19 protein-coding genes and 4 tRNA genes are annotated in these 20,998 nt (G+C 51.8%); 13 read left to right on the top strand and 10 right to left on the bottom strand.

Annotation, left to right across the window (positions count from 1 at the left end; translation table 11 throughout):
• Nucleotides 1-211: 211 nt before the first annotated feature.
• From I2H39_RS11405 to I2H39_RS11395, 3 genes are all read left to right on the top strand, one after another.
• Nucleotides 212-284: transfer RNA gene (locus tag I2H39_RS11405), tRNA-Asn, on the top strand.
• Between the two features lie 21 nt (nucleotides 285-305).
• Nucleotides 306-377: transfer RNA gene (locus I2H39_RS11400), tRNA-Glu, on the top strand.
• Between the two features lie 15 nt (nucleotides 378-392).
• Nucleotides 393-463 (top strand) — tRNA-Cys (locus I2H39_RS11395).
• Nucleotides 464-797: 334 nt separating this feature from the next.
• Here I2H39_RS11395 and I2H39_RS11390 read toward each other — a convergent pair.
• Genes I2H39_RS11390 through I2H39_RS11375 form a run of 4 tightly spaced genes read right to left on the bottom strand, consistent with a single transcriptional unit; the run spans nucleotide 798 to nucleotide 4,467 of the window.
• The gene (locus I2H39_RS11390) at nucleotides 798-2,048 is read right to left on the bottom strand and encodes an AMP-binding protein (protein ID WP_195626485.1); all 1,251 of its coding nucleotides are present in this window, start codon (nucleotides 2,046-2,048) and stop codon (nucleotides 798-800) included.
• A gap of 44 nt (nucleotides 2,049-2,092) precedes the next feature.
• The gene (locus I2H39_RS11385; RefSeq protein ID WP_195626484.1) at nucleotides 2,093-3,262 is read right to left on the bottom strand and encodes a thiolase family protein; all 1,170 of its coding nucleotides are present in this window, start codon (nucleotides 3,260-3,262) and stop codon (nucleotides 2,093-2,095) included.
• Nucleotides 3,263-3,271: 9 nt separating this feature from the next.
• Nucleotides 3,272-3,823 (bottom strand): biotin transporter BioY, encoded by a 552-nt coding sequence (locus tag I2H39_RS11380; RefSeq protein WP_195626483.1) that lies wholly within the window; start codon nucleotides 3,821-3,823, stop codon nucleotides 3,272-3,274.
• 2 nt (nucleotides 3,824-3,825) lie between these two features.
• Nucleotides 3,826-4,467 (bottom strand): hypothetical protein, encoded by a 642-nt coding sequence (locus I2H39_RS11375; protein ID WP_195626482.1) that lies wholly within the window; start codon nucleotides 4,465-4,467, stop codon nucleotides 3,826-3,828.
• A gap of 283 nt (nucleotides 4,468-4,750) precedes the next feature.
• Here I2H39_RS11375 and I2H39_RS11370 point away from each other — a divergent pair, with 283 nt between their 5' ends.
• Nucleotides 4,751-5,791, top strand: coding sequence for a 3'-5' exonuclease (locus tag I2H39_RS11370; RefSeq protein WP_138311365.1), 1,041 nt, complete (start codon nucleotides 4,751-4,753; stop codon nucleotides 5,789-5,791).
• A 52-nt stretch (nucleotides 5,792-5,843) separates the two neighbouring features.
• Here I2H39_RS11370 and I2H39_RS11365 read toward each other — a convergent pair whose 3' ends face one another.
• Entirely contained in the window at nucleotides 5,844-6,902 is a 1,059-nt protein-coding gene (locus I2H39_RS11365; RefSeq protein ID WP_207746791.1) for a LacI family DNA-binding transcriptional regulator, read from the bottom strand.
• 305 nt (nucleotides 6,903-7,207) lie between these two features.
• Here I2H39_RS11365 and I2H39_RS11360 point away from each other — a divergent pair, with 305 nt between their 5' ends.
• The 9 genes from I2H39_RS11360 (at nucleotide 7,208) to I2H39_RS11320 (ending at nucleotide 16,327) form a co-directional block, all read left to right on the top strand.
• Nucleotides 7,208-8,440 (top strand): substrate-binding domain-containing protein, encoded by a 1,233-nt coding sequence (locus I2H39_RS11360; RefSeq protein WP_138311364.1) that lies wholly within the window; start codon nucleotides 7,208-7,210, stop codon nucleotides 8,438-8,440.
• Between the two features lie 127 nt (nucleotides 8,441-8,567).
• Nucleotides 8,568-10,103, top strand: a complete 1,536-nt coding sequence (locus I2H39_RS11355; RefSeq protein WP_138311363.1) for a sugar ABC transporter ATP-binding protein — start codon at nucleotides 8,568-8,570, stop codon at nucleotides 10,101-10,103.
• A 23-nt stretch (nucleotides 10,104-10,126) separates the two neighbouring features.
• On the top strand, nucleotides 10,127-11,104 hold the full coding sequence (locus I2H39_RS11350) for an ABC transporter permease (protein ID WP_138311362.1): 978 nt from the start codon (nucleotides 10,127-10,129) through the stop codon (nucleotides 11,102-11,104).
• Between the two features lie 17 nt (nucleotides 11,105-11,121).
• Nucleotides 11,122-12,351, top strand: a complete 1,230-nt coding sequence (gene mtnK, locus I2H39_RS11345; RefSeq protein ID WP_138311361.1) for an S-methyl-5-thioribose kinase — start codon at nucleotides 11,122-11,124, stop codon at nucleotides 12,349-12,351.
• 63 nt (nucleotides 12,352-12,414) lie between these two features.
• A complete protein-coding gene (mtnA, locus tag I2H39_RS11340; protein WP_138311360.1) occupies nucleotides 12,415-13,515 on the top strand; it encodes an S-methyl-5-thioribose-1-phosphate isomerase in 1,101 nt (366 codons plus the stop codon).
• A gap of 4 nt (nucleotides 13,516-13,519) precedes the next feature.
• Nucleotides 13,520-13,963, top strand: a complete 444-nt coding sequence (locus I2H39_RS11335; RefSeq protein WP_138311359.1) for an RbsD/FucU domain-containing protein — start codon at nucleotides 13,520-13,522, stop codon at nucleotides 13,961-13,963.
• Between the two features lie 22 nt (nucleotides 13,964-13,985).
• Nucleotides 13,986-14,639 (top strand): class II aldolase/adducin family protein, encoded by a 654-nt coding sequence (locus I2H39_RS11330; protein ID WP_195626481.1) that lies wholly within the window; start codon nucleotides 13,986-13,988, stop codon nucleotides 14,637-14,639.
• A gap of 20 nt (nucleotides 14,640-14,659) precedes the next feature.
• Nucleotides 14,660-15,655, top strand: a complete 996-nt coding sequence (locus I2H39_RS11325; RefSeq protein ID WP_138311357.1) for a dihydroxyacetone kinase subunit DhaK — start codon at nucleotides 14,660-14,662, stop codon at nucleotides 15,653-15,655.
• A 36-nt stretch (nucleotides 15,656-15,691) separates the two neighbouring features.
• Nucleotides 15,692-16,327: a dihydroxyacetone kinase subunit L gene (locus I2H39_RS11320; protein WP_138311356.1), complete on the top strand. Its 636-nt coding sequence runs from the start codon at nucleotides 15,692-15,694 to the stop codon at nucleotides 16,325-16,327.
• Between the two features lie 114 nt (nucleotides 16,328-16,441).
• Here I2H39_RS11320 and I2H39_RS11315 read toward each other — a convergent pair whose 3' ends face one another.
• The 5 genes from I2H39_RS11315 to I2H39_RS11295 form a co-directional block, all read right to left on the bottom strand.
• Nucleotides 16,442-17,134 (bottom strand): response regulator transcription factor, encoded by a 693-nt coding sequence (locus tag I2H39_RS11315; protein ID WP_138311355.1) that lies wholly within the window; start codon nucleotides 17,132-17,134, stop codon nucleotides 16,442-16,444.
• Nucleotides 17,135-17,137: 3 nt separating this feature from the next.
• Nucleotides 17,138-18,247, bottom strand: coding sequence for an ATP-binding protein (locus I2H39_RS11310; protein WP_195626480.1), 1,110 nt, complete (start codon nucleotides 18,245-18,247; stop codon nucleotides 17,138-17,140).
• A gap of 85 nt (nucleotides 18,248-18,332) precedes the next feature.
• On the bottom strand, nucleotides 18,333-20,033 hold the full coding sequence (locus I2H39_RS11305) for a D-alanyl-D-alanine carboxypeptidase family protein (protein ID WP_195626479.1): 1,701 nt from the start codon (nucleotides 20,031-20,033) through the stop codon (nucleotides 18,333-18,335).
• A gap of 101 nt (nucleotides 20,034-20,134) precedes the next feature.
• Nucleotides 20,135-20,830, bottom strand: a complete 696-nt coding sequence (locus I2H39_RS11300) for a TIGR01906 family membrane protein (RefSeq protein WP_195626478.1) — start codon at nucleotides 20,828-20,830, stop codon at nucleotides 20,135-20,137.
• A gap of 94 nt (nucleotides 20,831-20,924) precedes the next feature.
• Nucleotides 20,925-20,997: transfer RNA gene (locus tag I2H39_RS11295), tRNA-Lys, on the bottom strand.
• Nucleotide 20,998 lies beyond the last annotated feature (1 nt).

Below are 20,998 nucleotides of genomic sequence, written 5' to 3'. Positions count from 1 at the left end.
TAGAGGTGGAAGTGCAGTAATGTACGGAGCTGACTAATACTAATCGGTCGAGGGCTTATCCAAAAAGGTTAAGGGAAAGTGGTTTGTGAAACAATCGGAATTCAATATGTGGTTTTGAGGGTACGTAAAATGTTATATTTGTGCTTGAAATTTTGACAAAGTTATTGTATAATGATTTGGTCAGCGCAAAGTACAATAAGCGTATCATTATTCCTCGATAGCTCAGTCGGTAGAGCACGCGGCTGTTAACCGCGCTGTCGTAGGTTCAAGTCCTACTCGGGGAGTTTTTTAATTTATATATGCAAGGCCCCATGGTCAAGCGGTTAAGACATCGCCCTTTCACGGCGGTAACAGGGGTCCGAATCCCCTTGGGGTCATTTATAAGTTAATATGGCGACGTAGCCAAGCGGTAAGGCACGGGTCTGCAACACCCTTATCACCGGTCCGATTCCGGTCGTCGCCTCTCAGAAAGAATCACGGATATGTGGTTCTTTTTTTTGTTCTTTGTCAATCGTTGGGGTGGGATTTGTAAAATCCCGCTCCAGTGATGTACAGTGGAGTATCCGCGTTCAGAATGAGTTTCCGGCTGCGTTTATAATACTTACGCAGAGAAACCGGCATGAACCGCTGCAGGCGTTTCCGTACGTTTTCAATTGCCTATGTCACCTGCCGGATGAAGTGATATTTATCTGCGATGATGGATGCGTTTGGAAGGCTTCTAATAGATGTATTTTATTACAACAAAAAAATGTTGGAAGTGTGCTTTTCAGCACACCCCAACATTCAGTATAGAACCTTTATTCTTTGGCGGAGAGCAGTTTCTTGACTGTCTTTCCGCTGTTGTTTTTTGGAAGGCTCTCATGGAATATAATATCTCTGGGGATTTCCCAGGATTCCAGGCAGCCGTTCAACGCCTTTTTTATGGCGTGGCGCAGGGCAGACATATCCTGGTCTGAAGGAGTTGGCTCGGAGAGAACCACATGAGCCTGCAGTGCATTGTTTTGAAATATGACGGCAGACTCCTGTATCTCAGACAGAACATTCAGAGCGTTTTCTATTTTTACCGCAGAGACCTTACGGCCGTGAATATTGTATACATTGTCCTTCCGGCCATTAAAGTACAGATAGCCCTTCCGGTCCATATAGCCCATATCTCCAACGCTCCAGGGCCCTTCGATGCCTATGGCGGAGTAAGGGGTGCTGACGTAGATTTCACCGTCCTTCAGGGTTACGTCTATGCCGGGAAAGGGTTTTCCGATGCAGGCCGGGTTATCATTCATTTCCCGGTCCGTCAACCAGGTGACATAGCTCAGCTCGCTGGCCCCATAGTACAGGATACAGCGGCTGTCAGGATAAGCGGCTTTCAGCAGCTCCATATCCCTGCGCCCAAGACTTTGGGAACCAGCCAGGATGGTCCTGATGCTGAGACAGGGATGGGAGGCGTATTTTGCCAGAAGCCGGAGCTTGGAGGGGATAAGATATAGGGAATCTGCATCGTGGCGTTCTATTTCCCTGCGCCACACAGAGGGATTTACAGGGGAGGCGGTGATGATGGCCGCCCCTGCGGACAGAAGGGCCAGATACAGGTTCAGATTGCCGGTGAATGCCAGACTGCCCTGTGCAAAGAGACGGGTCCTGTCAGTTATTCCAAAAATCGCGTTTTGAGTGGGAAAGAAAGAGGACCAGCTTTCCCGGGTACGGTACCACAGCTTGGGCTGGCCCGTTGAACCGGAGGTAAGGACGCCCATACAGGCCCCGTCCGGGACAGTCTCTGCTGCCGGGATATGGGGCAGACATTTCATATCGGCGGGTATGATGACGGGAACCTGGGATGTACCGCTTAATGCCAGGAAATGTACCAGCTGATTATGGACAGAGGACTCTCTGACCCATACCGCAGAAGGGGCCGCAGTTTTGGGAGACAGGGAACGGATGCGTCCGGACTCCCCGGCAAGCATACCATATGTATAAATCTGTCCGTCCTCAATCAGGGCTGTCCTGTGGGCCGGAATTGACTGAATAATAGAGAGATAATCCTTGTGATTCATAGGTGGCACCTTTCTGTGTATGGCATCCGGGAAAAGAGCGCTGATTACTGTTCGAGAAGAATGGCGCTTCCAATCCCGCCGGCAGCTGCTGCACAGCAAATACCCCGGGCACTTTCCGATTGCTCCATGGATTTCATCAGGTGAAGGAGAATGATAGCGCCGGACGCACCATAGGGATGCCCATAAGCCAGGGCGCCGCCCAGCTGATTGTACCGGGAAGATATATCCGGATAAGCCCTGTTGACCAGGACATCAATGGCTGCAAAGGCCTCATTGCACTCAATGGCGCCTATCTCATCCATGGAGAGTCCGCTGCGGTCCAGAAGTCCCCTGATTGCGGGCAGGACAGAGGCAGGACTCATAAGCGGGTCTGCCCCGGCCGTATATGCATTTGTAAGGTAAAACCGGGGGGTAAGTTTATGCTTTTTCAGATACCGCTCTGAACAGAGAAGAAGGAAGGCGGCGCCGTCATTCATGGTGCAGGCATTGGCGGCATTGAGATACCGGCCATCTTTCAGGACGCAGGGCAGGCGGTCCAGCAGGCGCTGGTTCAGCCGGGGCCGGATTCCTTCGTCATGGTCAAGGCCGTATACAGGGACGGTTATGCCTTCAAGAAGGCCTTCCTGGCGCGCCCTGACAGCCCGTCTGTGGCTTTCCAGCACCCAGGCGTCCATTTCGCCGGGGCTTATATGGTAATGGCAGATGGTCTTTTCCGCGCCCTGCAGCATCACATCCTCCCGATGAGGACCGGGGATAAATTTGGCGGTGCTGTAGGCCGGGGAATTGTCCGGACCGCCTGTATTAAGACTGGAAGCAAGGCAGGCGCCGGTATATGGATGGTTGGGGTTATAGCTTCGCACAGGCTGGGTGGAGCTGCTTTCAAAACCTCCGGCAGCCACCAGGTCAGCCAGACCGCTCTGTATCCTGGCTGCGGCTGTTATGACAGCTTCCAGGGAGGAGGCGCACTGCAGGTCCAATGTAAAGGCAGGAATGGTGTTTGAAAGTCCTGCCTCCAGCGCCATGAGACGGGTAATATTGCCGCCGCCTCCAACGCAGTTGCCGCAGATAATCATATCAATTTCTTCTGGCTGATACCGGAAGGTCAGCTCTTTTAACACAGCCGCCCCCAGAAGCTCTGCGGGTACATGGCGGTAGGCGCTGTTTCTCACGCCAATATAGCTGCGCAGTCCGCCCAGTATGAATACCTTATCCATGAACGCCTCCTATCGTGCCCTTTGGGCGTTTGACAGGCTTATCTGTACGGGTTTTGCAATGAGGGCGGCAGCAAAGCATTTGAAGATATCAAGGGGAATAAAGGGAATTACGGCAGCAGTAAAGGTGGCGGCCCAGTCCATTCCGGTTATGAATTTCATATAGGCGCTTCCCATCAGATAAATGACGGGCATCCCAATCAGGATGGTCACCAGACAATAACGCTTAAAGCTGTAATGCGTTCCCTTTAGCCATGACATGAGGATGACGGCCGGAATCCATGACATGATATAGCCGCCGGTTGGACCAAAGAGCTTTCCGGGGCCTCCGATGGCACCGGAGAATACGGGCAGGCCGGTCAGTCCCAGAAGGATGTACACGACCATGGTGAATGCTGCCTGCCTGGGAGTCAGAAGCAGGGCAATGAGATTGACAACCAGGGTCTGGGCCGTCAGGCTGGCCGGTGTAAAGGGAAGGGGGATGACAATATAGGCTGAGACGCAGATTAAGGCGGTCAGCAGTGCCATTTTAGTGAGTTCCACGGTGTTATATTTCTGATTCATGATTACCTCCGTTTTATGGTTTGGTCTGGTGTATGGATGGTCATGGTGAAGCAGGTAATATTTCCCACGGTTCCTGTTACCCGGTTGCCTTTTTGCATCAGGCGCACAAAGTCGTCCGTGTGGACAGGACTCAGGAAACGTATGGAAAGGGTTCTGACAGGGCTGAGTCTGCCGTAGATTTCATCCAGCCGGCTGAGTATCCACAGGCCGGGAATGACTGCACCCGGCCCAAGATGAATTGGGTTGGTGTCTCCGGAAACAGACAGGAATTGCTGCAGGCCCTTGGAAGAAAAGGTCATAGTCAGAGGGGGAGGTAGGCCTGCCCGTGCCGGAGCGCCGTCTGTCTGGGTATCGGATGAGCCGGTTTTGGCGGAAAGCCTGGGGGCCTCAGGTATTTTAAAGTGTCCGGCAGGCCCAGAATCCCCGGTATCCACAAGGCAGATTTCAAGGGTCTGGCAGGGCAGGCCCCCTGCACTGTATGCCACAGTTTCCAGCTGCACATATCCGGGAATACTTTTGCGCGGAACGGATTCATATGCCACAGGCTGTGCCCGGTTGCGGATACAGTACCGGGCCTTTCCAATGACCCAGCCGTCATAGTCCTTCTTTCCCCATTGGCAGGCAGCTTGTATTAGTTTTATCATATAGGATACCTCACTGAAAGTTGCCGTTATATTTTACTTATTATAGAGAGTCGGTATTGGATTGTCAACATAAAAATGAAATATAGTTGACAATTTGGCGCTGTCTGGTTAACCGAAGATATAAGTGGAATATACCGTTGGCGCGGGCAGGACAATGACAGTTAAAAATAAAACAGAATTGGAAATACTGGGAATCAATGACATCAATAGCCCCTTTCCATATTCTTTCCTATATGGTAAGATAGGTAAGTAAATTGAGATTGCATAGTGACAGGATGAAGAGATGAATTACATTGTTTTTGATTTGGAATGGAACCAGAGTCCCAATGGAAAGGAAGATTCAGTGGAGCATCTTCCTTTTGAAATTATAGAAATCGGAGCAGTGAAGCTGAATGGGAATTTTGAAGAGACAGGAACCTTTCACAAGCTGATTCGGCCCAAGGTCTATAAAAAGATGCATTTTAAGATATCGGAAGTGACCCACATGGATATGGCGGAGCTGCGCCAGGAAGGAGAGCCCTTTGACGTGGTTATGAAGAGGTTTCTGGCATGGTGCGGTCAGGAGGAGTATTGCTTCTGTACCTGGGGTTCCATGGACTTAACCGAGCTTCAGCGGAATATGGCGTATCATAAGCTTCCCAATCCCTTTCCAAGGCCGCTGCTTTACCTGGATATCCAGAAGCTTTACTGCCTTCAATACGGGGATGGGAAGAACAAGGTGTCCCTTGATATGGCGGTGCAGCTGCAGGGCATGGAAGAGGAGAGGCCCTTTCACCGGGCGCTGGATGATGCCTATTATACGGGCCGTATTCTTTCAGCGCTGGACATGGAGACATTTGGAACCTATGTGTCAGTGGATTATTACGGACTTCCCAGGAATAAGGCTGAGGAATACCGGCTGTATTTCCCTGAGTATTCCAAGTATGTATCCAGGGAGTTTGATTCCAGGGAAGATATCCTTAAGGACAAGGATATTACAGATATGAAGTGCGTGAAATGCAACAGGATGCTGCGCAAGAAGCTGAGATGGTTTCCCTATGGGCAGAGATTTTATTTCTGCCTGGCCGTATGCCCGGAACATGGGTTTGTAAAAGGAAAAATAAGGGTGAAGAAATCGGAGGATGACCGCTTTTATGCTGTGAAGACAGCCAAGATGGCGGATTCCCAGGATGTGGAGCTTCTGGTCCAGAAAAAAGAAGACGGCAGGAAAAAGCGCAATGCCAAGGCACATCATAAGCCCTCCTCCAAGTCCCCGTCCAAGCCCTCCTCCAAGCCCCTGAAGGGAAGAAGCAAACAGAATGAGTCGGATAAAATTTGTTCATAACCGCATTCCCCCCGGTCCTCCAATACGAGAGGCCGGGGGGATTTTTGTTTCATTATGCCAGTTGCTTTACGCTGGAGCGTTCTACCAGCTTTCCTGTAATCTGGGTCTTCATGGGCATGAACCGGGGGTCCTCGATTAGCTGCATCAGCTGGATGACCGACTGCTTCCCCATTATCTTTCTCTGCACATGGATGGTGGTCAGGGCGGGGGAGCTTATGGAGGAATAGGGTATATCGTCAAAGCCAATCAGTGAGATGTCGTTGGGAATCTTATACCCCTTTTCCTTCAGGGCCTTCATGGCGCCCAGGGCAATGGTGTCGTTCTCCGCAAAAAAGCAGGAAGGTAGCCTGGGGTTATGCTCCAGTATTCTGAAAAAATCATCATGGGCCCCCAGCATGGTGGGTTTTACGCGGAATTCGTTCTCTGGGTCAAACTGAAAATCCAATTCTTTTACATATCGGAGAAAGGCAATATGCCGCTCGTTAAAATTTTCAGCCCCCGTGGTGCTGCCCAGGTAGCCCAGTTGGGTATGTCCGCATTTTTTACAGTGCCGGAGGGCAATGTGGACATTTTCCGCATTGTTCATGCATACACTGCTACAGTAATGGTTGGGGACGGTGTTGTCCACAACCACAAAGGGGATGGGAATGGAATCTAGGGCTGAGAACTCATCCCGCATTACCTCGGTTGCAATCAGAAACATCCCGCAGTACTTGCTGTAATCAATGGAATCAAGGGCTGACTTTAAGCCGGTTTTGACCACTGTCATGGTCATGCCCAGCTGCTCTGCGCGGAGCTGCTCCTCAATGGAGTCAATAATCATGGATATGAATCCCTGATTTTCCTCTACCAGCATACCGCTTTTATAGTATTTTACCAGGAGCACGTTTTTGCCGCTTTTAGGTTTGCGGGAAGGGGGGGAGTACTGGCAGGCTTTTATTGCCTCCAGCACCTTTTTCCGCGTATCCTCGCTGACTCCCTTTTTTCCATTCAGCACAATGGAAATGGTTGCGGGCGAAACGCCAATCTGCTTGGCCAGCTCTCTGACGGTCATATGGAATCTCTCTTTCCGGATTGTAGATTTTAAGATAAACAATATTGAACAATCCATGTGATTTACTAATCATACTATAGATTGAATTATATCACAGGGTTGAAACCGGGTCAATTCCATATGTGAAATTTAAATGTTTACTAAACAAAAAACAAATACAAAAAGGTATAATACACACTGTTTATTGATTTGTGTAATTAAAATGCACAATAAAAACAATAATTTATGGAAATTAATAACAAAATTACCAAAGAGATATTGACATTGAGGAAAAACAGTTGTACTATTTAATTAACACAAAGAACAAAGAAAATATATTGTTTAGTAAACAATATCAATAACAAAAAGGAGGAAAGAGTACAATGAAAAAAATGAAAAAAGTGGTCAGTGTAATTGCGGCTGCCGCTATGGCGGCATCCCTGCTGGCAGGCTGCGGCGGCTCAGGAGGTTCATCCACCACGGCAGCGGAGACAAAGGCGGAAACAACCGCGGCAGCGGCAGCGGAGACCACGGCAGCTGAGGCGGCGGCAGATACCACAGCGGCGCCGGCGGCAGCGGAGAACCCGGTGGCAGGCAAGAAGGTGGCTTATATCATGCTTCTGCCCTCCGCAACCATTTTCCAGATGTGGAAGGACTCCTGCGCATCCCTTTGCGATGCACTGGATGTAAAGTTTGATTTCTTCTTCTGCGACGGCGACTTCAACAAGTGGCAGGACACCATCCGTACCTGTGCATCCGCAGGATATGACGGGCTTCTGGTCAGCCACGGCAACCAGGACGGCTCCTATGTATTCCTGAAGGAAATCACGGAGCAGTATCCGGATATGAAGATTGTCACCTTTGACACACAGTTCTACACCGACGGAGAGTACCAGAAGCTTCCCGGCGTTACCCAGATGTTCCAGCAGGATAAATCCCTTGTAACCGTTCTTCTGGACCAGATGATTGACAAGTACGGCGAGGGCGTCCGCCTGATTAAGGTTTGGAGAGGTCCTAACTACAACAGCCCATTTGACCGCCGCGAGGTTGGCTGGCAGGAGTATGAGGCTGCAGGCAAGATTGTAACCGTAGGCGAGGTACAGCCTCTTCAGGATTCCGTTGACTCTGCCAATACAGTGACTGCCGCATATCTGCAGGGCGTGAACCGGGCTGATGTGGATGGCGTCATTGCTTACTATGACCTGTACGGCCAGGGCGTTTACAATGCAATTGCTGAAAATGACAACTTTAACGGCAAAAACGGCGACGCACTTCCTATGGCATCGGTTGACATTGACCCGGTTGACGTGACCAACATGCAGACACGTCCTGACATCTGGACCGCAGCAGGCACAACCGACTGGACCATGAACGGCGAGATTGGCATGCGTATCCTGATGCTGGAGCTGGCAGACCAGTATGATAAGATTTTTGACCCTGCAACCGGTGAGAGCGGCGTGGACGTTGTTGAGGTTCCGGGCACTGCTATCAAGGCAGATGCGCTGAAGTCTGATTCCACGGTGGAGAACCTGGGCAATATTGCCGGGGAGACTTATGGAAATCTGGATTATCTGTCTGCAGCGGACTGGATGCCAAAGGATTTGATTCACAAATAAGCGGCCAGTAAAAAACGAGGTTTTCTTTTAAACACAAAACCACAGGCAATCGTTTTTTTAGGGAAACGCGGGTTTTGGCCTGCGTTTCCCTTTTTAAAACGGATGTATTGCTGAAAAGAGGGACTCCATGGATAGGATTAAATTAGAAACAAAACATGTTTCCATTGAATTTCCGGGCGTGAAAGCACTTGACGACATTAATTTTGAGGTTTCAACCGGTGAAATCCGGGCAGTTGTGGGTGCCAACGGCGCAGGGAAATCCACTTTGATGAAGGTGCTGGCAGGGGCAAATTCCACTTATACAGGAGAAGTTTTGCTGAATGGAAAAAAGGTGGAGGTCAGGACGCCGGTGGATGCCAAGAAGCTGGGAATCCAGATTGTGTATCAGGAAGTGGATATGGCATTATACCCCACCTTATCGGTTGCGGAGAACATTGTACAGAACGATATGGTTATGGGAAAGAGCGGCTATATCGTAAATTGGAAAAAAGCATATAAGCAGGGGAGGGAAGCCCTGGACCGGCTGCATATCAGCCGTGAACAGGTGGATGAGCATGAACTGGTGCAGAACCTGTCTTTGGCCCAGAAGCAGATGGTGCTCATTGCCAAGGCCATCCGGTCGGAATGTAATTTCCTGATTCTTGACGAGCCGACTGCTCCTTTAAGCAATACCGAGACAGAGGAACTGTTCCGGATTGTCAAGCATTTGCATGAAACCGAGAATATCGCAATTCTTTTTATTTCCCACCGGTTAAATGAAATCCTGGAGGTCTGCGAGAATTATACGGTAATGCGCAACGGTAAACTCATTGACACCACGCCGGTAACAGGCAATACTACCACAAAAGAGATTGTGGAGAAGATGCTGGGGCGCAAGTTCGAGGAGAACTTTCCAAAGGAAGCCTGCCGGATTGGAGAGGTGCTGTTTCGGACAGAACGTTTATCCGGCGCAGGCGGAAAGGTAAAGGATGTGTCCATCCAGGTGAAGAAGGGCGAGGTGGTAGGAATTGCCGGCCTGGTGGGTGCCGGAAAATCCGAACTTTGCAAGACCATTTTCGGGGCATATAAAAAGACGGACGGGCGGGTTATCCTGAAGGACAAGGAGTTAAAGATAACAAATCCCTCAGGAGCAGTAAAGAACCGGATGGCCCTGGTGCCGGAGGAACGGCGTAAGGAGGGGGTTCTGGTAAATGAGAACGTGAGCTTTAACTTATCGGCGGCATGTCTCTCCAGGTTCTGCACAGGGCCTTTTATCCGCAGGCGTAAGGTGGAGGAAAACGCCAAACAGTTCGTAAAGGACCTTGGGATTGCCACGCCAAGTGTGCGGCAGCAGGTCAAGAACCTTTCCGGCGGCAACCAGCAGAAGGTGGCGGTGGGAAAATGGCTTGCGGCTGACTGCGATGTATACATATTTGACGAGCCCACAAAGGGAGTGGATGTGGGGGCAAAACAGGACATTTTCCATTTAATCAATGAAATTGCAAAACAGGGAAATGGCGTTATCTATGCTTCCTGTGAAAACTCGGAGCTGCTGTCTTTGACGGACCGGATGTATGTTATGTACAATGGGACAGTCATGGCAGAGCTGGAAACCGCTAAGACCACGGAGGACGAAATTATGTACTACTCAGTTGGCGGGAAAGACAATCAGAACGGGAAATAATAGACAGGAGGAATAGGGTAGCGATGAAAAGTCGTACAAATATTAAAAGATTTTTAGTGGATTGGGCTGCGGTCCTGGCGCTGCTTGTTTGCTTTATTGCATTTACAGCCTATAAGGGCGGCTCTTTTATGTCGACCAGCAACATGGTGAATATTCTCAGGGCAATGGCCATTAATACGGTATTCGGCATAGCGGCCACTATTACCATGGCGCCGGACGGTTTTGACATGTCCGCCGGAACATTGGCCAGCTGCTCTGCTTATGTGTTTGTGTCTGCATATCTCTGGCTGGGACAGTCCCTGGGGATGTCGATTATAATCTGTATTCTGGCCACCCTGGTCATGTATCAGCTGACCATGTTCCTGATTCTTGTCTGCAAGATTCCGGATATGCTTGCTACCTGCGCCCTGATGTTTGTCCATCAGGGAATCGGCCAGTGGTACATAGGCGGAGGCGCAGTCTCCACCGGCATGAAGACTTCCTGGGGGGCGGCGCCTGCACGCACCGCGCTTTCGGAGTCATTTTCAGCCATCGGACGCGCCCCGTGGATTATCATCATTATGCTGGGCTGTGTGCTTGTGGCCTATCTCTTCCTTAACTTTACCAAGCATGGCCGGTATCTCTATGCCATGGGCGGCAATAAGGAGGCTGCAAAGCTGTCCGGTATTGATGTAAAGAAATACCGCTATCTGGCAGGTATGATTACCGCTGTGTTCATCGCCATCGGCGGTATCCTGGTGGCATCCAGGGGAAGCTCTGCGCAGGTTATGTGCTGTGATAATTATTTGATGCCGTCTCTGGCAGCTGTTTTCGTGGGACGGACCGTGGGCGGAGCGGAGAAGCCCAATGCATTGGGTACCATGATAGGCGCAATGCTGGTCTCCACACTGGAGAACGGCCTTACCATCTGTGCGGTTCCGTTCTATGTTCTGCCTGCAGTAAAGGGTGCTGTACTGGCGCTGGCGCTTATTGCGGCTTATGCGTCTAAGAAAGAAGATTAAGTGGGAGGTTACTACATATGTCAAGATTCAATCAATATTTTCAGATGAACGTGGGGGATGTTATTGAGTATACGCTGGAAAAGGCTGCGGAGATTCCCTGGGACCGTGATTCCATGGAAGCAGTGGTTCCCCCTTCCCATGGCAACCTGAATTATGTGTACCGCGTGTGGGACGGCAAGGGGCATTCCATCTATATTAAACAGGCCGGGTCCGAGGCCAGGATATCCAAGGACATAAAGCCATCCAGGGACAGAAACCGCCTGGAATCCGAAATTCTCATGCTGGAGGACCAGTATGCGCCGGGAATGGTTCCTCATGTGTATTTCTTTGACACGGTCATGTGCGCCTGCGGCATGGAAGACTGCTCTGATTATGCGGTTATGCGGGATGCCATGCTGAAGCATGAAACATTTCCTGGGTTTGCTGAGGATGTCTCCACCTTTATGGTGAACACCCTTCTTTTGAGCAGCGACGTGGTCATGGACCACAAGGAGAAAAAGGAGCTGGTAAAAAAGTTTATTTCGCCTGACCTCTGTGATATCACGGAAAAGCTGGTGCTCATGGAGCCCTATATGGACTTATATGACCGTAACAATGTGTATGGGCCCAATGCGGATTTCGTGAAGAAGGAGCTCTACGGGGATGAGGCGCTCCACCTGGAGGTGAGCAAGCTTAAGTTCCGCTTTATGACAGATGCCCAGGCGCTTCTGCACGGCGACCTCCACACCGGCTCCATCTTTATCCGCCAGGATTCCACCAAGATATTTGACTGTGAATTCGGAACCTACGCTCCCATGGGCTATGATGTGGGAAATGTGGTGGCAAACCTGATATTTGCATATGACAACGGCCTTTCCACGGATGATGCAGCCTTCTGCGACTGGTGCCTTAGGACCATAGAGGAGACAGTGGACCTCTTTATTGAGAAGTTCGGCAGGAAATATGACGAGGCGGTGACAGAGCCAATGGCAAAGGTAAAGGGCTTTAAGGAGTGGTATTTTGACGGCATCCTGAGGGATACTGCCGGTTATGCGGGCACGGAGCTGCACCGGAGAACCGTTGGCATGGCCAATGTAGTGGATGTGACTACCATCCGGGATGAGAAAAAACGCCTCCTTGCAGAGCGAATCAATATACTGGCAGGCAAGGAATATATCATGAACCAGGGAGCCTTTAAGGCCGGAGCCGATTATGTGGCAGCTGTATTAAGGGCAAAGGAAACAGCGGAAAGGACCCTGGAAGGCTGAGGCACAGGGTCAGCCGGAAGATGGGGGTTACACAGGTTTAGGAGAGAAGGAGGCATAAAAACCATGACGGTTGAGGAATTTTTTGACGAGGTGATTACGGTCAGGATGAGGGAGGACAGAAGCTCTCTGGACATCATAGACCAGACGCTTCTGCCTGGTACCATTAAGCGTATCAGTCTGAATACAAAGGAGGAAATCTGGGAGGCAATCAAGAAGCTGAGGGTCCGCGGGGCTCCGGCAATCGGCGCGGCTGCTGCCTATGGCATAGCCCTGCTGGCAGCTGGCATTGATGAGGACCGGTATGATGCATTTTATGGGAAGTTTAAGGAATTAAAGGATTATCTGGCCTCGTCCAGGCCAACGGCGGTCAATCTGTTCTGGGCACTGAACCGTATGGAGGCCGCTGCTGTTGCCAACAAGGATAAAGAAGTGGCTGCAATCAAGGAGCTTCTCTTTGAGGAGGCGGATAAGATTCGGGAGGAGGATGTTGGGATTAGCCGCGGAATCGGTGAGATTGGCTTTGGACTGCTGAAGGAACTTAAGAAGGAGGGAGCGGAAATAGGCATCCTGACCCACTGTAATGCAGGAACCCTGGCCACCGCCAAATACGGAACAGCAACAGCGCCCATGTATATTGCGTTGGAAAAGGGATGGCCGGGAACCGACATGCATGTTTACTGCGATGAGACAAGGCCTCTTCTCCAGGGCGCCCGCCTTACCTCTTTTGAGCTGTATAATGCGGGAATCACCACCACCCTTCAGTGCGACAATATGGCTTCCATACTCATGAAGTCAGGGAAAATTGACATCATCTTTGTGGGCTGCGACCGGGTGGCCAGAAACGGCGATGCTGCCAACAAGATAGGGACCAGCGGCGTGGCTATTCTGGCAAAGCACTATGGAATCCCCTTCTATGTGTGCGCGCCTACCTCCACCATTGACATGGATACACTGACCGGAGAGCAGATTCCCATTGAGATGCGAAGCCCTGACGAGGTGACGGAGATGTGGTACAGGGAGCGCATGGCTCCGGAAGGAATCAATGTGTACAATCCGGCCTTTGACGTGACGGACCATTCCCTGATTACGGGCATTATCACAGAAAAGGGGATGTGCCATGCGCCCTATGACAAGGCATTTGAGTCATTGGGAATAGGGAGGTAAGCATATGCTGAGTGGAATACCTGCAAGCATTTCGCCTGAGCTGTTAAAGGTCCTGCATGAGATGGGACACGGAGACACTCTGGTTATCGGGGATGCGAATTTTCCGGCTGCATCCATTGCAGCAGAGAAGAATCATATTAACATCCGGTGTGACGGGCACCGGGCCACCGACATGCTGGATGCCATACTGGAGCTGATGCCCCTGGACGGCTTTGTGGAGAAGCCTGTTACAATCATGGATAAAATGGATATGCACCGTGACCTGGAGTGCCCGGTCTGGGACGAGTTTACGGATATTGTGGCAAAACATGACCAACGTGGTGCGGACGCAGTGGGCTTTTTGGACCGGTTCGCGTTCTATGACGCGGCAAAGGAGGCTTATGCGGTGGTATCCACCACGGAAACGGCATTTTACGCCTGCATCATGATACAGAAAGGCTGCCTGTAAGGGCGGCGCGGAGGGATTTTACATGCTAGAGACATTAAAGGAGCAGGTGGTTGCGGCTGCAAAGGAGGCGGAACGCCTTGGCATGTGCAAACACAAATCAGGGAATTTCAGCATATATGACCCGGAAACCGGGTATGTGGTAATCACGCCCAGCGGTGTGGCGAGGGACGTGCTGGGAACGGAGCACGTCTGTGTCATGGACCTGGATGGAAAGGTGATAGAGAGGGCACAGGAGGTCAAACCATCCAGTGAGGCCATGATGCACCTGTACATTTATAAGGAGCGGAAGGATATCCGGGCCATTGTGCATACCCATGCCCGCTATTCAACTGCATTTTCCATTATGAACAAACCCATTCCTTCCATTGTATATGAGTGCGCCTACCTGGGTAAGACGGGAACCGTGCCCGTGGCGCCTTATGGAAGAGCCGGCACCGTTGACCTGGCTGAGAAGGTGGCAGAGGTAATGAAGGAGTATGACTGCTGCCTGATGGAGAGCCACGGCGCCATTGCGGCGGATAAGGACATGGATGCGGCGTTTCTGAAGGCCCAGTATGTGGAGGAAATTGCGGAGATGTATTATATCACCCTGGCTGCAGGAAAGGGAACGGAACCCCATGCCCTTCCTGAAGAGGAACTGCAGAAGTGGGCTTATCCAAAAGAAATCATTCTTTAGAAGGATTTAGGAGGACATAGATGAAGAAAATAATAAATACCCCGGAAGCTTATACAGATGACATGCTGCGGGGAATCTACGCAGCCCACGGAGATATGGTAAAATATGCGGAGAATGACCTCCGCTGCTACTGCACGGCAAAGAAGAAACCGGGCAAGGTGGCCATCATCACCGGAGGAGGCACAGGGCATCTGCCCCTGTTCCTCGGATATGTAGGTGAGAACCTGTTGGATGGATGCGGCGTAGGCGGCGTGTTCCAGTCCCCCTCTTCTGAGCAGATTTACAATGTGGCCAGGGAGGTGGAGGCTGGCGCCGGAGTCCTGTTCCTCTATGGGAATTACACCGGGGACATCATGAACTTTGATATGGCGGCGGAGATGCTGGACATGGATGATATCAAAACAGCCAGTATCGTGGGCGCGGACGATGTGCTGTCCAGTCAGGATGCTTCGGTGCGCCGCGGCGTGGCCGGAATCTTTTTCATGTATAAATGCGCCGGGGCCATGGCTGCCGGAAGGGGAACGCTGGAGGAAGTGCTGGCCGCGGCGGCAAAGGCAAAGGACAATACCAGGACCGTGGGCTTTGCCCTGACGCCCTGCGTCATACCGGAAATCGGTCATTCCAACTTCACCCTGGCAGAGGACGAGATGGCCTTTGGAATGGGAATCCACGGAGAACCCGGCGTGTGGAATGGTCCGGTTAAGACAGCGGATGAACTGGCGGAGGAATCCTTGGGGGAGATTCTGGGAGATATGCCTCTCAATCCGGGCGAGGAGGTCTGCGTGCTGATTAACGGTCTGGGAGCAACCAGCCAGGAGGAGCTTTATATTCTGTCCGGAAGCGTGCACCGCATTCTGGGAGAAAAGGGAATCAAGGTTTACCGTACCTTCGTGGGCGAATATGCCACCAGTATGGAGATGGCCGGCGCTTCCATATCCATCTGCCGTATGGCGGACCAGGAGATGAAGCAGTGGATGGATATGCCTGTCCATACGCCGTTTTATACCCAGGTTTAACAGGAATTAGCCACATGGCTGGTTAAGGAGGAAAAAATGGATCGGATTACATGTCGTGAACTTCCCGCCCTTTTTCAGGGTGCTGCGGATATCTTTGCGGAGAAGAAGGAAGAGCTCTGCCAGATGGATGCCAGAATGGGGGACGGGGACCTGGGCCTGACCATGCAGAAAGGCTTTGGGGCTCTGCCCCGGCTGATGCGTGAGAATGAGGTGGAAGGGGATATAGGAAAAACACTCATGAAGGCGGGCATGAAGATGGCTGGTCTGGTTCCGTCTACCATGGGAACCCTGATGTCCAGCGGAATCATGGAGGGCGGTAAGGCCCTTGCAAAAAAGGGGGAGATGGGGCCTGAGGAACTGGCTGATTTTCTCGCTGGTTTTGCCGTGGGGATTGCACACCGCGGGAAGTGCCGTCTGGGGGACCGGACCATCCTGGATGCAGTGGATGCCGGGGCAAAGATGGCGCAGCAGGCCTTGGCTGAGGGCGCAGATATGGGAGCCATGCTCCGCCGGGCAGTGGAGGGTGCAAAGGAAGGCGTCAGAGCCACGGAGGATATGCTTCCCAAGTATGGAAAGGCCGCTGTTTTCTCAGCAAAAGCCAGGGGCGTTCCGGACCAGGGCGCTGTGGCCGGACAGTATTTTCTGGAAGGACTGGGGCGGTATTTTCTATAAAACCAGGATGAGGCTGAACGGTAACATCCGGGGATACGCGCAGGAATGAATTCAGGAACTGAAAACAGGACCGCTCTGTCTTGAGCAGTCCTGTTTTGATTCATCGGTTTCGTTCTATTCCTCGCGCATCCGGTAGCCCACTCCTATTTCCGTGAATATGTATTGGGGCTCAGCCGGATTTTCCTCCAGTTTCCTTCTGATATGGGCCATGTTTACCCGCAGAATCTGGTTGTCGCTGTCTGCAAACGGTCCCCATATTTTGGAAATAATGCTCTCGTAGGTCATGACCTTACCGGCGTTCTGGGCCAGCAGGGAAACCAGCTTATATTCAATCTGCGTCAGATGGACATCCTGCCCCTTTACCTTTACCAGGCGGCGTTCAAAGTCAATGAGAAGGTCCCCTACCTCATATTTAAGGCTCTGGGTGCCGGCAGCTCTCTGGCTGTGGCGCAGCGCTGTGCGGATACGTGCCAGAAGTTCAGCTGTTCCAAAGGGTTTTGTAAGGTAATCATCTGCTCCCAGGTCCAGGGCAGCCACCTTGCTGCGCTCCAGGGTCCTGGCGGAAATCACGATGATAGGCAGGGTGCTGGTGGACCTGACCTCCTGGATGAGTTCCAGACCGTCCATATCCGGCAGTCCCAAGTCCAGAAGTACCACATCGGGCTTCAGGGATTCAATGAGCTTAAGTCCGTCTGTTCCGGTGCAGGCGCTGGTGACCTGATAGCCCTGGGGGGACAGGACGGTTTCTATGAAATTGCAGATGTTCTTCTCGTCTTCAATGATGATGATGTTGGCTTTGGTGTTCATGATTTAGTATTCCCTCCAATCTGGTAAGGTAAATGTAAACTGGGCGCCCCGCAGGTGATTGCCGGCGTGTATCTCGCCTCCGTGGGCATTGATAATGGTTTTGCAGATGCTCAGGCCGATACCCATTCCCTTGTGTCCGTCTCCTGTGTGGTTTTCCGATACGCCTCCGCCGTCAAATATGGTATCCAGCAGTTGGGGGGCAATCCCTTTTCCGTAGTCTTTGATGGATACGGAGAGCACCCGATGTTCCGTGGTAACCGCCAGGTCGATGGGACCATTGGTGCCGGAATGGAACAGGGCGTTTTCCAGAAGATTATTGATTACCTGTTCTATCAGGGTTGCGTCCATAGGGATTATGATGACCGAGTCGGGAATACTGACCCGCACCTGGACATCCGGAAACCGTTTTCTGAACCGCTGGACGGATTCTGAAATAACTTCTTCCAGGGATTCGTCTAACTTGGCCACTGAGGCCACGCCTTTTTCGTCCTGGATTCTGGTGACTGAAAGCAGGTTCTCCACCATGTTGAGAAGCCACTGGGCATCTTCTTCTATGTTCCTGACCAGCTTCCGTTTTTCCTCAGGGGACATGAAATCCTCCTGGTCCAGATAGGTGGAGCTGGAGCCGATGATACTGGTCAGGGGAGTGCGCAGGTCGTGGGACATAGCCCGCATCAGGTTAGCCCTCATGGTTTCCTTCTCCGCATTGAGCAGCATGCGGTCTTTTTCCTGGAGCTGGACATTCTGCTTGGTAATCATGATACAGATGCTGCTGGACAGGCTGGATATGAGGGCCATGCCCAGAAATGTGATGGGATAACCGGACATAGTGAAATTCAATGTCAGGTAAGGGTAAGTAAAGGCAAAATTCACCCAGAACACGCCAAAGAGAGAGGCCAGGATACCGGCGCCGTAGCAGCTGGTAGCACGGGCAATCATGATGATGGCCAGGGTGTATATAATGGATATATTTGTCACATTGTTGCTGAAGTGAAAAAATATGGTGGAGACTAAAGTGGCTGCAGCCATATATTCAATGGTAATGGGCAGATTCCTTACCAGATTCATGGCAGCAGCCTTAAGGTCGGTTTTATTTAAATGAAATGATTTCATTACATATTCCCCTGTTGGCATTGGCCGTATTCCGGCTGCATGAATGAATTAACAATTTTCATTATAGCCTATGCCGGGGGGAAGTTCAACGGAAAAAGAATCTTTTACGCCTGCGTCCCCTGCTTTTTTTTCCTTTTTCCCCCAGGGATGGGGCGGAGACACGGCGCTGGGCAACCAGCTTCTCAAAGTCAGTGGACGAAAAACCGATATCTTCCAGACGTTCCAGCCTCCGCTGCCGTCTCAGGTATAAATCCTCCTCCTCCTTCCTTCGCACGTGGATTTTCACAGCTGCCACAATGGCAATGATAACAGCCAGGGAAAATGCAATACCCAGGATGGCCAGGGTGTTGGCCGGAATCCGGATGCTGGCGGCGGTGCCTTCCTTGGAGGTAATGTCCTGGCGGGGGGAGGCGCCTGAAACTGCGGGCTGGTTTCCCTGCGCCGGGTGCTGGTCCTCCGATGCCGGAGCCTGGTTTCCCTGTGCCGGGGACTGGTCCTGGGGCGTTGGGGACTGGTCCTGGGGCGTTGGGGACTGGTCCTGGGGCACTGCGGACTGGCCGTGGGGAGCCCCTGCCAGGGTCTGGTCCATGGAGGCGGCAGAGGGGCTGCCGGCGTTTCCTGCTGAACCGCCGGGGGCATCCTGGGATGCCAGGGAGACCGTGCTTCCCTCCAGGCCTGGGGAACACAGGTACACGGAGCCCACCGGCCTGTCATTGTAGGTATAGCGGATACAGGCAACGGCTGTCTGCGGACGGCTGCCGTCCAAATCATAGGTCAGGGTGGACTGGGTGTCGGTAAAGTCGGCGTCCCTGGGAATCACCACCCGGCCGCCGCGGTCCAGCTCCAGGGATATGCTGTCTCCTGAGGTCATACCGGCAATGGTCATGTCATTTTCCAGGGATTTGTACCTGGTTTCGTAGTCAACCGTCCGCAGGGACTGGAAATTGCGGAATCCAAAGTCAAAAAGGGCCTTGGTATCGGAATAATGGGACTGGTGGCCGTTGAGCACCACTGCAATCAGCGTCATATCATTTTTCCTGGCGCAGGTGACCAGGGTATTGCCTGCCAGGGAGGTATAGCCTGTCTTGCCTGCAAACGCGCCGGGATAATACACGGCCTCGTTCTTATTCAGCATCTTGTGGTGGTTGGCCACATAGCCTCCTTCCGGGGTTCGCTTGGTGGGAGCAAGCTGATAGCTCCGGGTGCCGTTGATGGTGAGAAATTCCGGGTTCTGGATGGCTGCCCGGGCAATCAGGGCCATGTCGTGGGCCGTGGTGTAGTGGTTCTCGTCGTTAAGGCCGCTGGGGTTGTTGAAATGGCTTCCCGTACAGCCAAGACTACGGGCTTTCTCGTTCATCAGCTGGGCAAATGCCTCTCTGGAGCCGCTTATATGGCAGGCCAGGGCGTTGGCGCTCTCATTGGCAGAGGCCAGCATCAGGGCGTAGAGACAGTCACGCACCGTCAGGACATCCCCCTCATCAATGCCGGCGCTGCTGCTTCCGGCCTCCACATTGTAGACATCATCATGGGAAAAGGTGACCATTTCGTTCAGGTCGCATCGTTCCAGCACAATCAGGGCTGTCAGTATCTTAGTGATACTGGCTGGGTAATAGGGCTGGTCCATGTTCTTTCCATAAAGCACTGTTCCGGTGTCCGAGTCCATGACAATGCCCCCATCGGCCTGGATGGACACATCAGAGGGCCATTCTGGGGCTGCCATTGCTGTCATGGGAAGGAGCCCTGCGGACAGGCAGATGCATATAAACAACACAAGGAATCGCTTCATCCAAATATTCTCCATTCACTTCATTGCTAAGATACAGTATAAAGGATTTACGGCTTCAAGTAAAGGCTGGAGAGGGGCGTTATTTCTTAATCTGTGTCCAATCAGCCTTCTTTCCTGCAGTTTTTCATGGTGAGGAACAGGCAGACCCCGAACAGAACCAGGGACAGGGAGCCAAAGAGCAGGGCAATGCGGGCAGCCGTGTCCATGAAGAAGCCTTCCGGCACAATGTTGATGAGCATGTCCGTGGCAGGGTCCAGAATCCACAGGTCATTGGTGAAAAAGATGTGGTGGAACATGATGAAGTATTTGGTGAAGTCCGTGGATATGATAAGGCCAAGGGCTGTAATCAGTGCAAAGAACAGCCCTGTCCCCATACACAGGGAAGGCGGAAGGACCCGTCCCATCCTGGCTTTGGTGGCGGCCATGAGAATAAGGAGCCCGGCTGCGAGGACCAGACATACCCTGCGGATGGACAGCGCTTTCAGGAAGAGAACCTGTACATCCTCCATGTGGGCTATCTCCCGTTGGTTGAAGAATTCCCTCTGTTCGCCTCCCATGGAGGTGGTTACGTGCAGGTCATCCCTGTCGCCCCTGAGATAATCCATCATCTCATCCGTTACATGGAGAAGGTCGTCCATGGTCATGGACGGCAGGCTGTCCAGCACATTGTATTTTGTGTACTCCTTTTCAAAATAACCGGGCGTCCAGTATACCACTGCTTCCACGGAAGTGATGAAAAGGATAATCATCAGGCAAAATGCGGTTATGATTCCGGCGGTTCGGTGTAAATATTTCATAATTCCTCCTGTATGATGGTATGGCATGTGTTTTATATAACAAAGAAAAGCCCGACCCCGCAGCTTTCCGTATCTGCAAAGTCAGACCTTTTAGTGCGCCTTCAGGGACTCGAACCCTGGACAAATAGATTAAGAGTCTACTGCTCTACCAACTGAGCTAAAGGCGCA

The sequence above is a fragment of the Clostridium sp. 1001283B150225_161107_B6 genome, assembly GCF_015556325.1.
Classification (GTDB): domain Bacteria; phylum Bacillota; class Clostridia; order Lachnospirales; family Lachnospiraceae; genus Enterocloster.
This window is presented reverse-complemented; position numbering and strand designations above follow the sequence as displayed.

Bases quoted from the DNA above. Each gene is read 5' to 3' on its own strand.
- I2H39_RS11390 (WP_195626485.1), bottom strand. From the start codon at position 2,048: ATGAATCACAAGGATTATCTCTCTATTATTCAGTCAATTCCGGCCCAC.
- I2H39_RS11385 (WP_195626484.1), bottom strand. From the start codon at position 3,262: ATGGATAAGGTATTCATACTGGGCGGACTGCGCAGCTATATTGGCGTG.
- I2H39_RS11380 (WP_195626483.1), bottom strand. From the start codon at position 3,823: ATGAATCAGAAATATAACACCGTGGAACTCACTAAAATGGCACTGCTG.
- I2H39_RS11375 (WP_195626482.1), bottom strand. From the start codon at position 4,467: ATGATAAAACTAATACAAGCTGCCTGCCAATGGGGAAAGAAGGACTAT.
- I2H39_RS11370 (WP_138311365.1), top strand. From the start codon at position 4,751: ATGAATTACATTGTTTTTGATTTGGAATGGAACCAGAGTCCCAATGGA.
- I2H39_RS11365 (WP_207746791.1), bottom strand. From the start codon at position 6,902: ATGGATTGTTCAATATTGTTTATCTTAAAATCTACAATCCGGAAAGAG.
- I2H39_RS11360 (WP_138311364.1), top strand. From the start codon at position 7,208: ATGAAAAAAATGAAAAAAGTGGTCAGTGTAATTGCGGCTGCCGCTATG.
- I2H39_RS11355 (WP_138311363.1), top strand. From the start codon at position 8,568: ATGGATAGGATTAAATTAGAAACAAAACATGTTTCCATTGAATTTCCG.
- I2H39_RS11350 (WP_138311362.1), top strand. From the start codon at position 10,127: ATGAAAAGTCGTACAAATATTAAAAGATTTTTAGTGGATTGGGCTGCG.
- mtnK (WP_138311361.1), top strand. From the start codon at position 11,122: ATGTCAAGATTCAATCAATATTTTCAGATGAACGTGGGGGATGTTATT.
- mtnA (WP_138311360.1), top strand. From the start codon at position 12,415: ATGACGGTTGAGGAATTTTTTGACGAGGTGATTACGGTCAGGATGAGG.
- I2H39_RS11335 (WP_138311359.1), top strand. From the start codon at position 13,520: ATGCTGAGTGGAATACCTGCAAGCATTTCGCCTGAGCTGTTAAAGGTC.
- I2H39_RS11330 (WP_195626481.1), top strand. From the start codon at position 13,986: ATGCTAGAGACATTAAAGGAGCAGGTGGTTGCGGCTGCAAAGGAGGCG.
- I2H39_RS11325 (WP_138311357.1), top strand. From the start codon at position 14,660: ATGAAGAAAATAATAAATACCCCGGAAGCTTATACAGATGACATGCTG.
- I2H39_RS11320 (WP_138311356.1), top strand. From the start codon at position 15,692: ATGGATCGGATTACATGTCGTGAACTTCCCGCCCTTTTTCAGGGTGCT.
- I2H39_RS11315 (WP_138311355.1), bottom strand. From the start codon at position 17,134: ATGAACACCAAAGCCAACATCATCATCATTGAAGACGAGAAGAACATC.
- I2H39_RS11310 (WP_195626480.1), bottom strand. From the start codon at position 18,247: ATGAAATCATTTCATTTAAATAAAACCGACCTTAAGGCTGCTGCCATG.
- I2H39_RS11305 (WP_195626479.1), bottom strand. From the start codon at position 20,033: ATGAAGCGATTCCTTGTGTTGTTTATATGCATCTGCCTGTCCGCAGGG.
- I2H39_RS11300 (WP_195626478.1), bottom strand. From the start codon at position 20,830: ATGAAATATTTACACCGAACCGCCGGAATCATAACCGCATTTTGCCTG.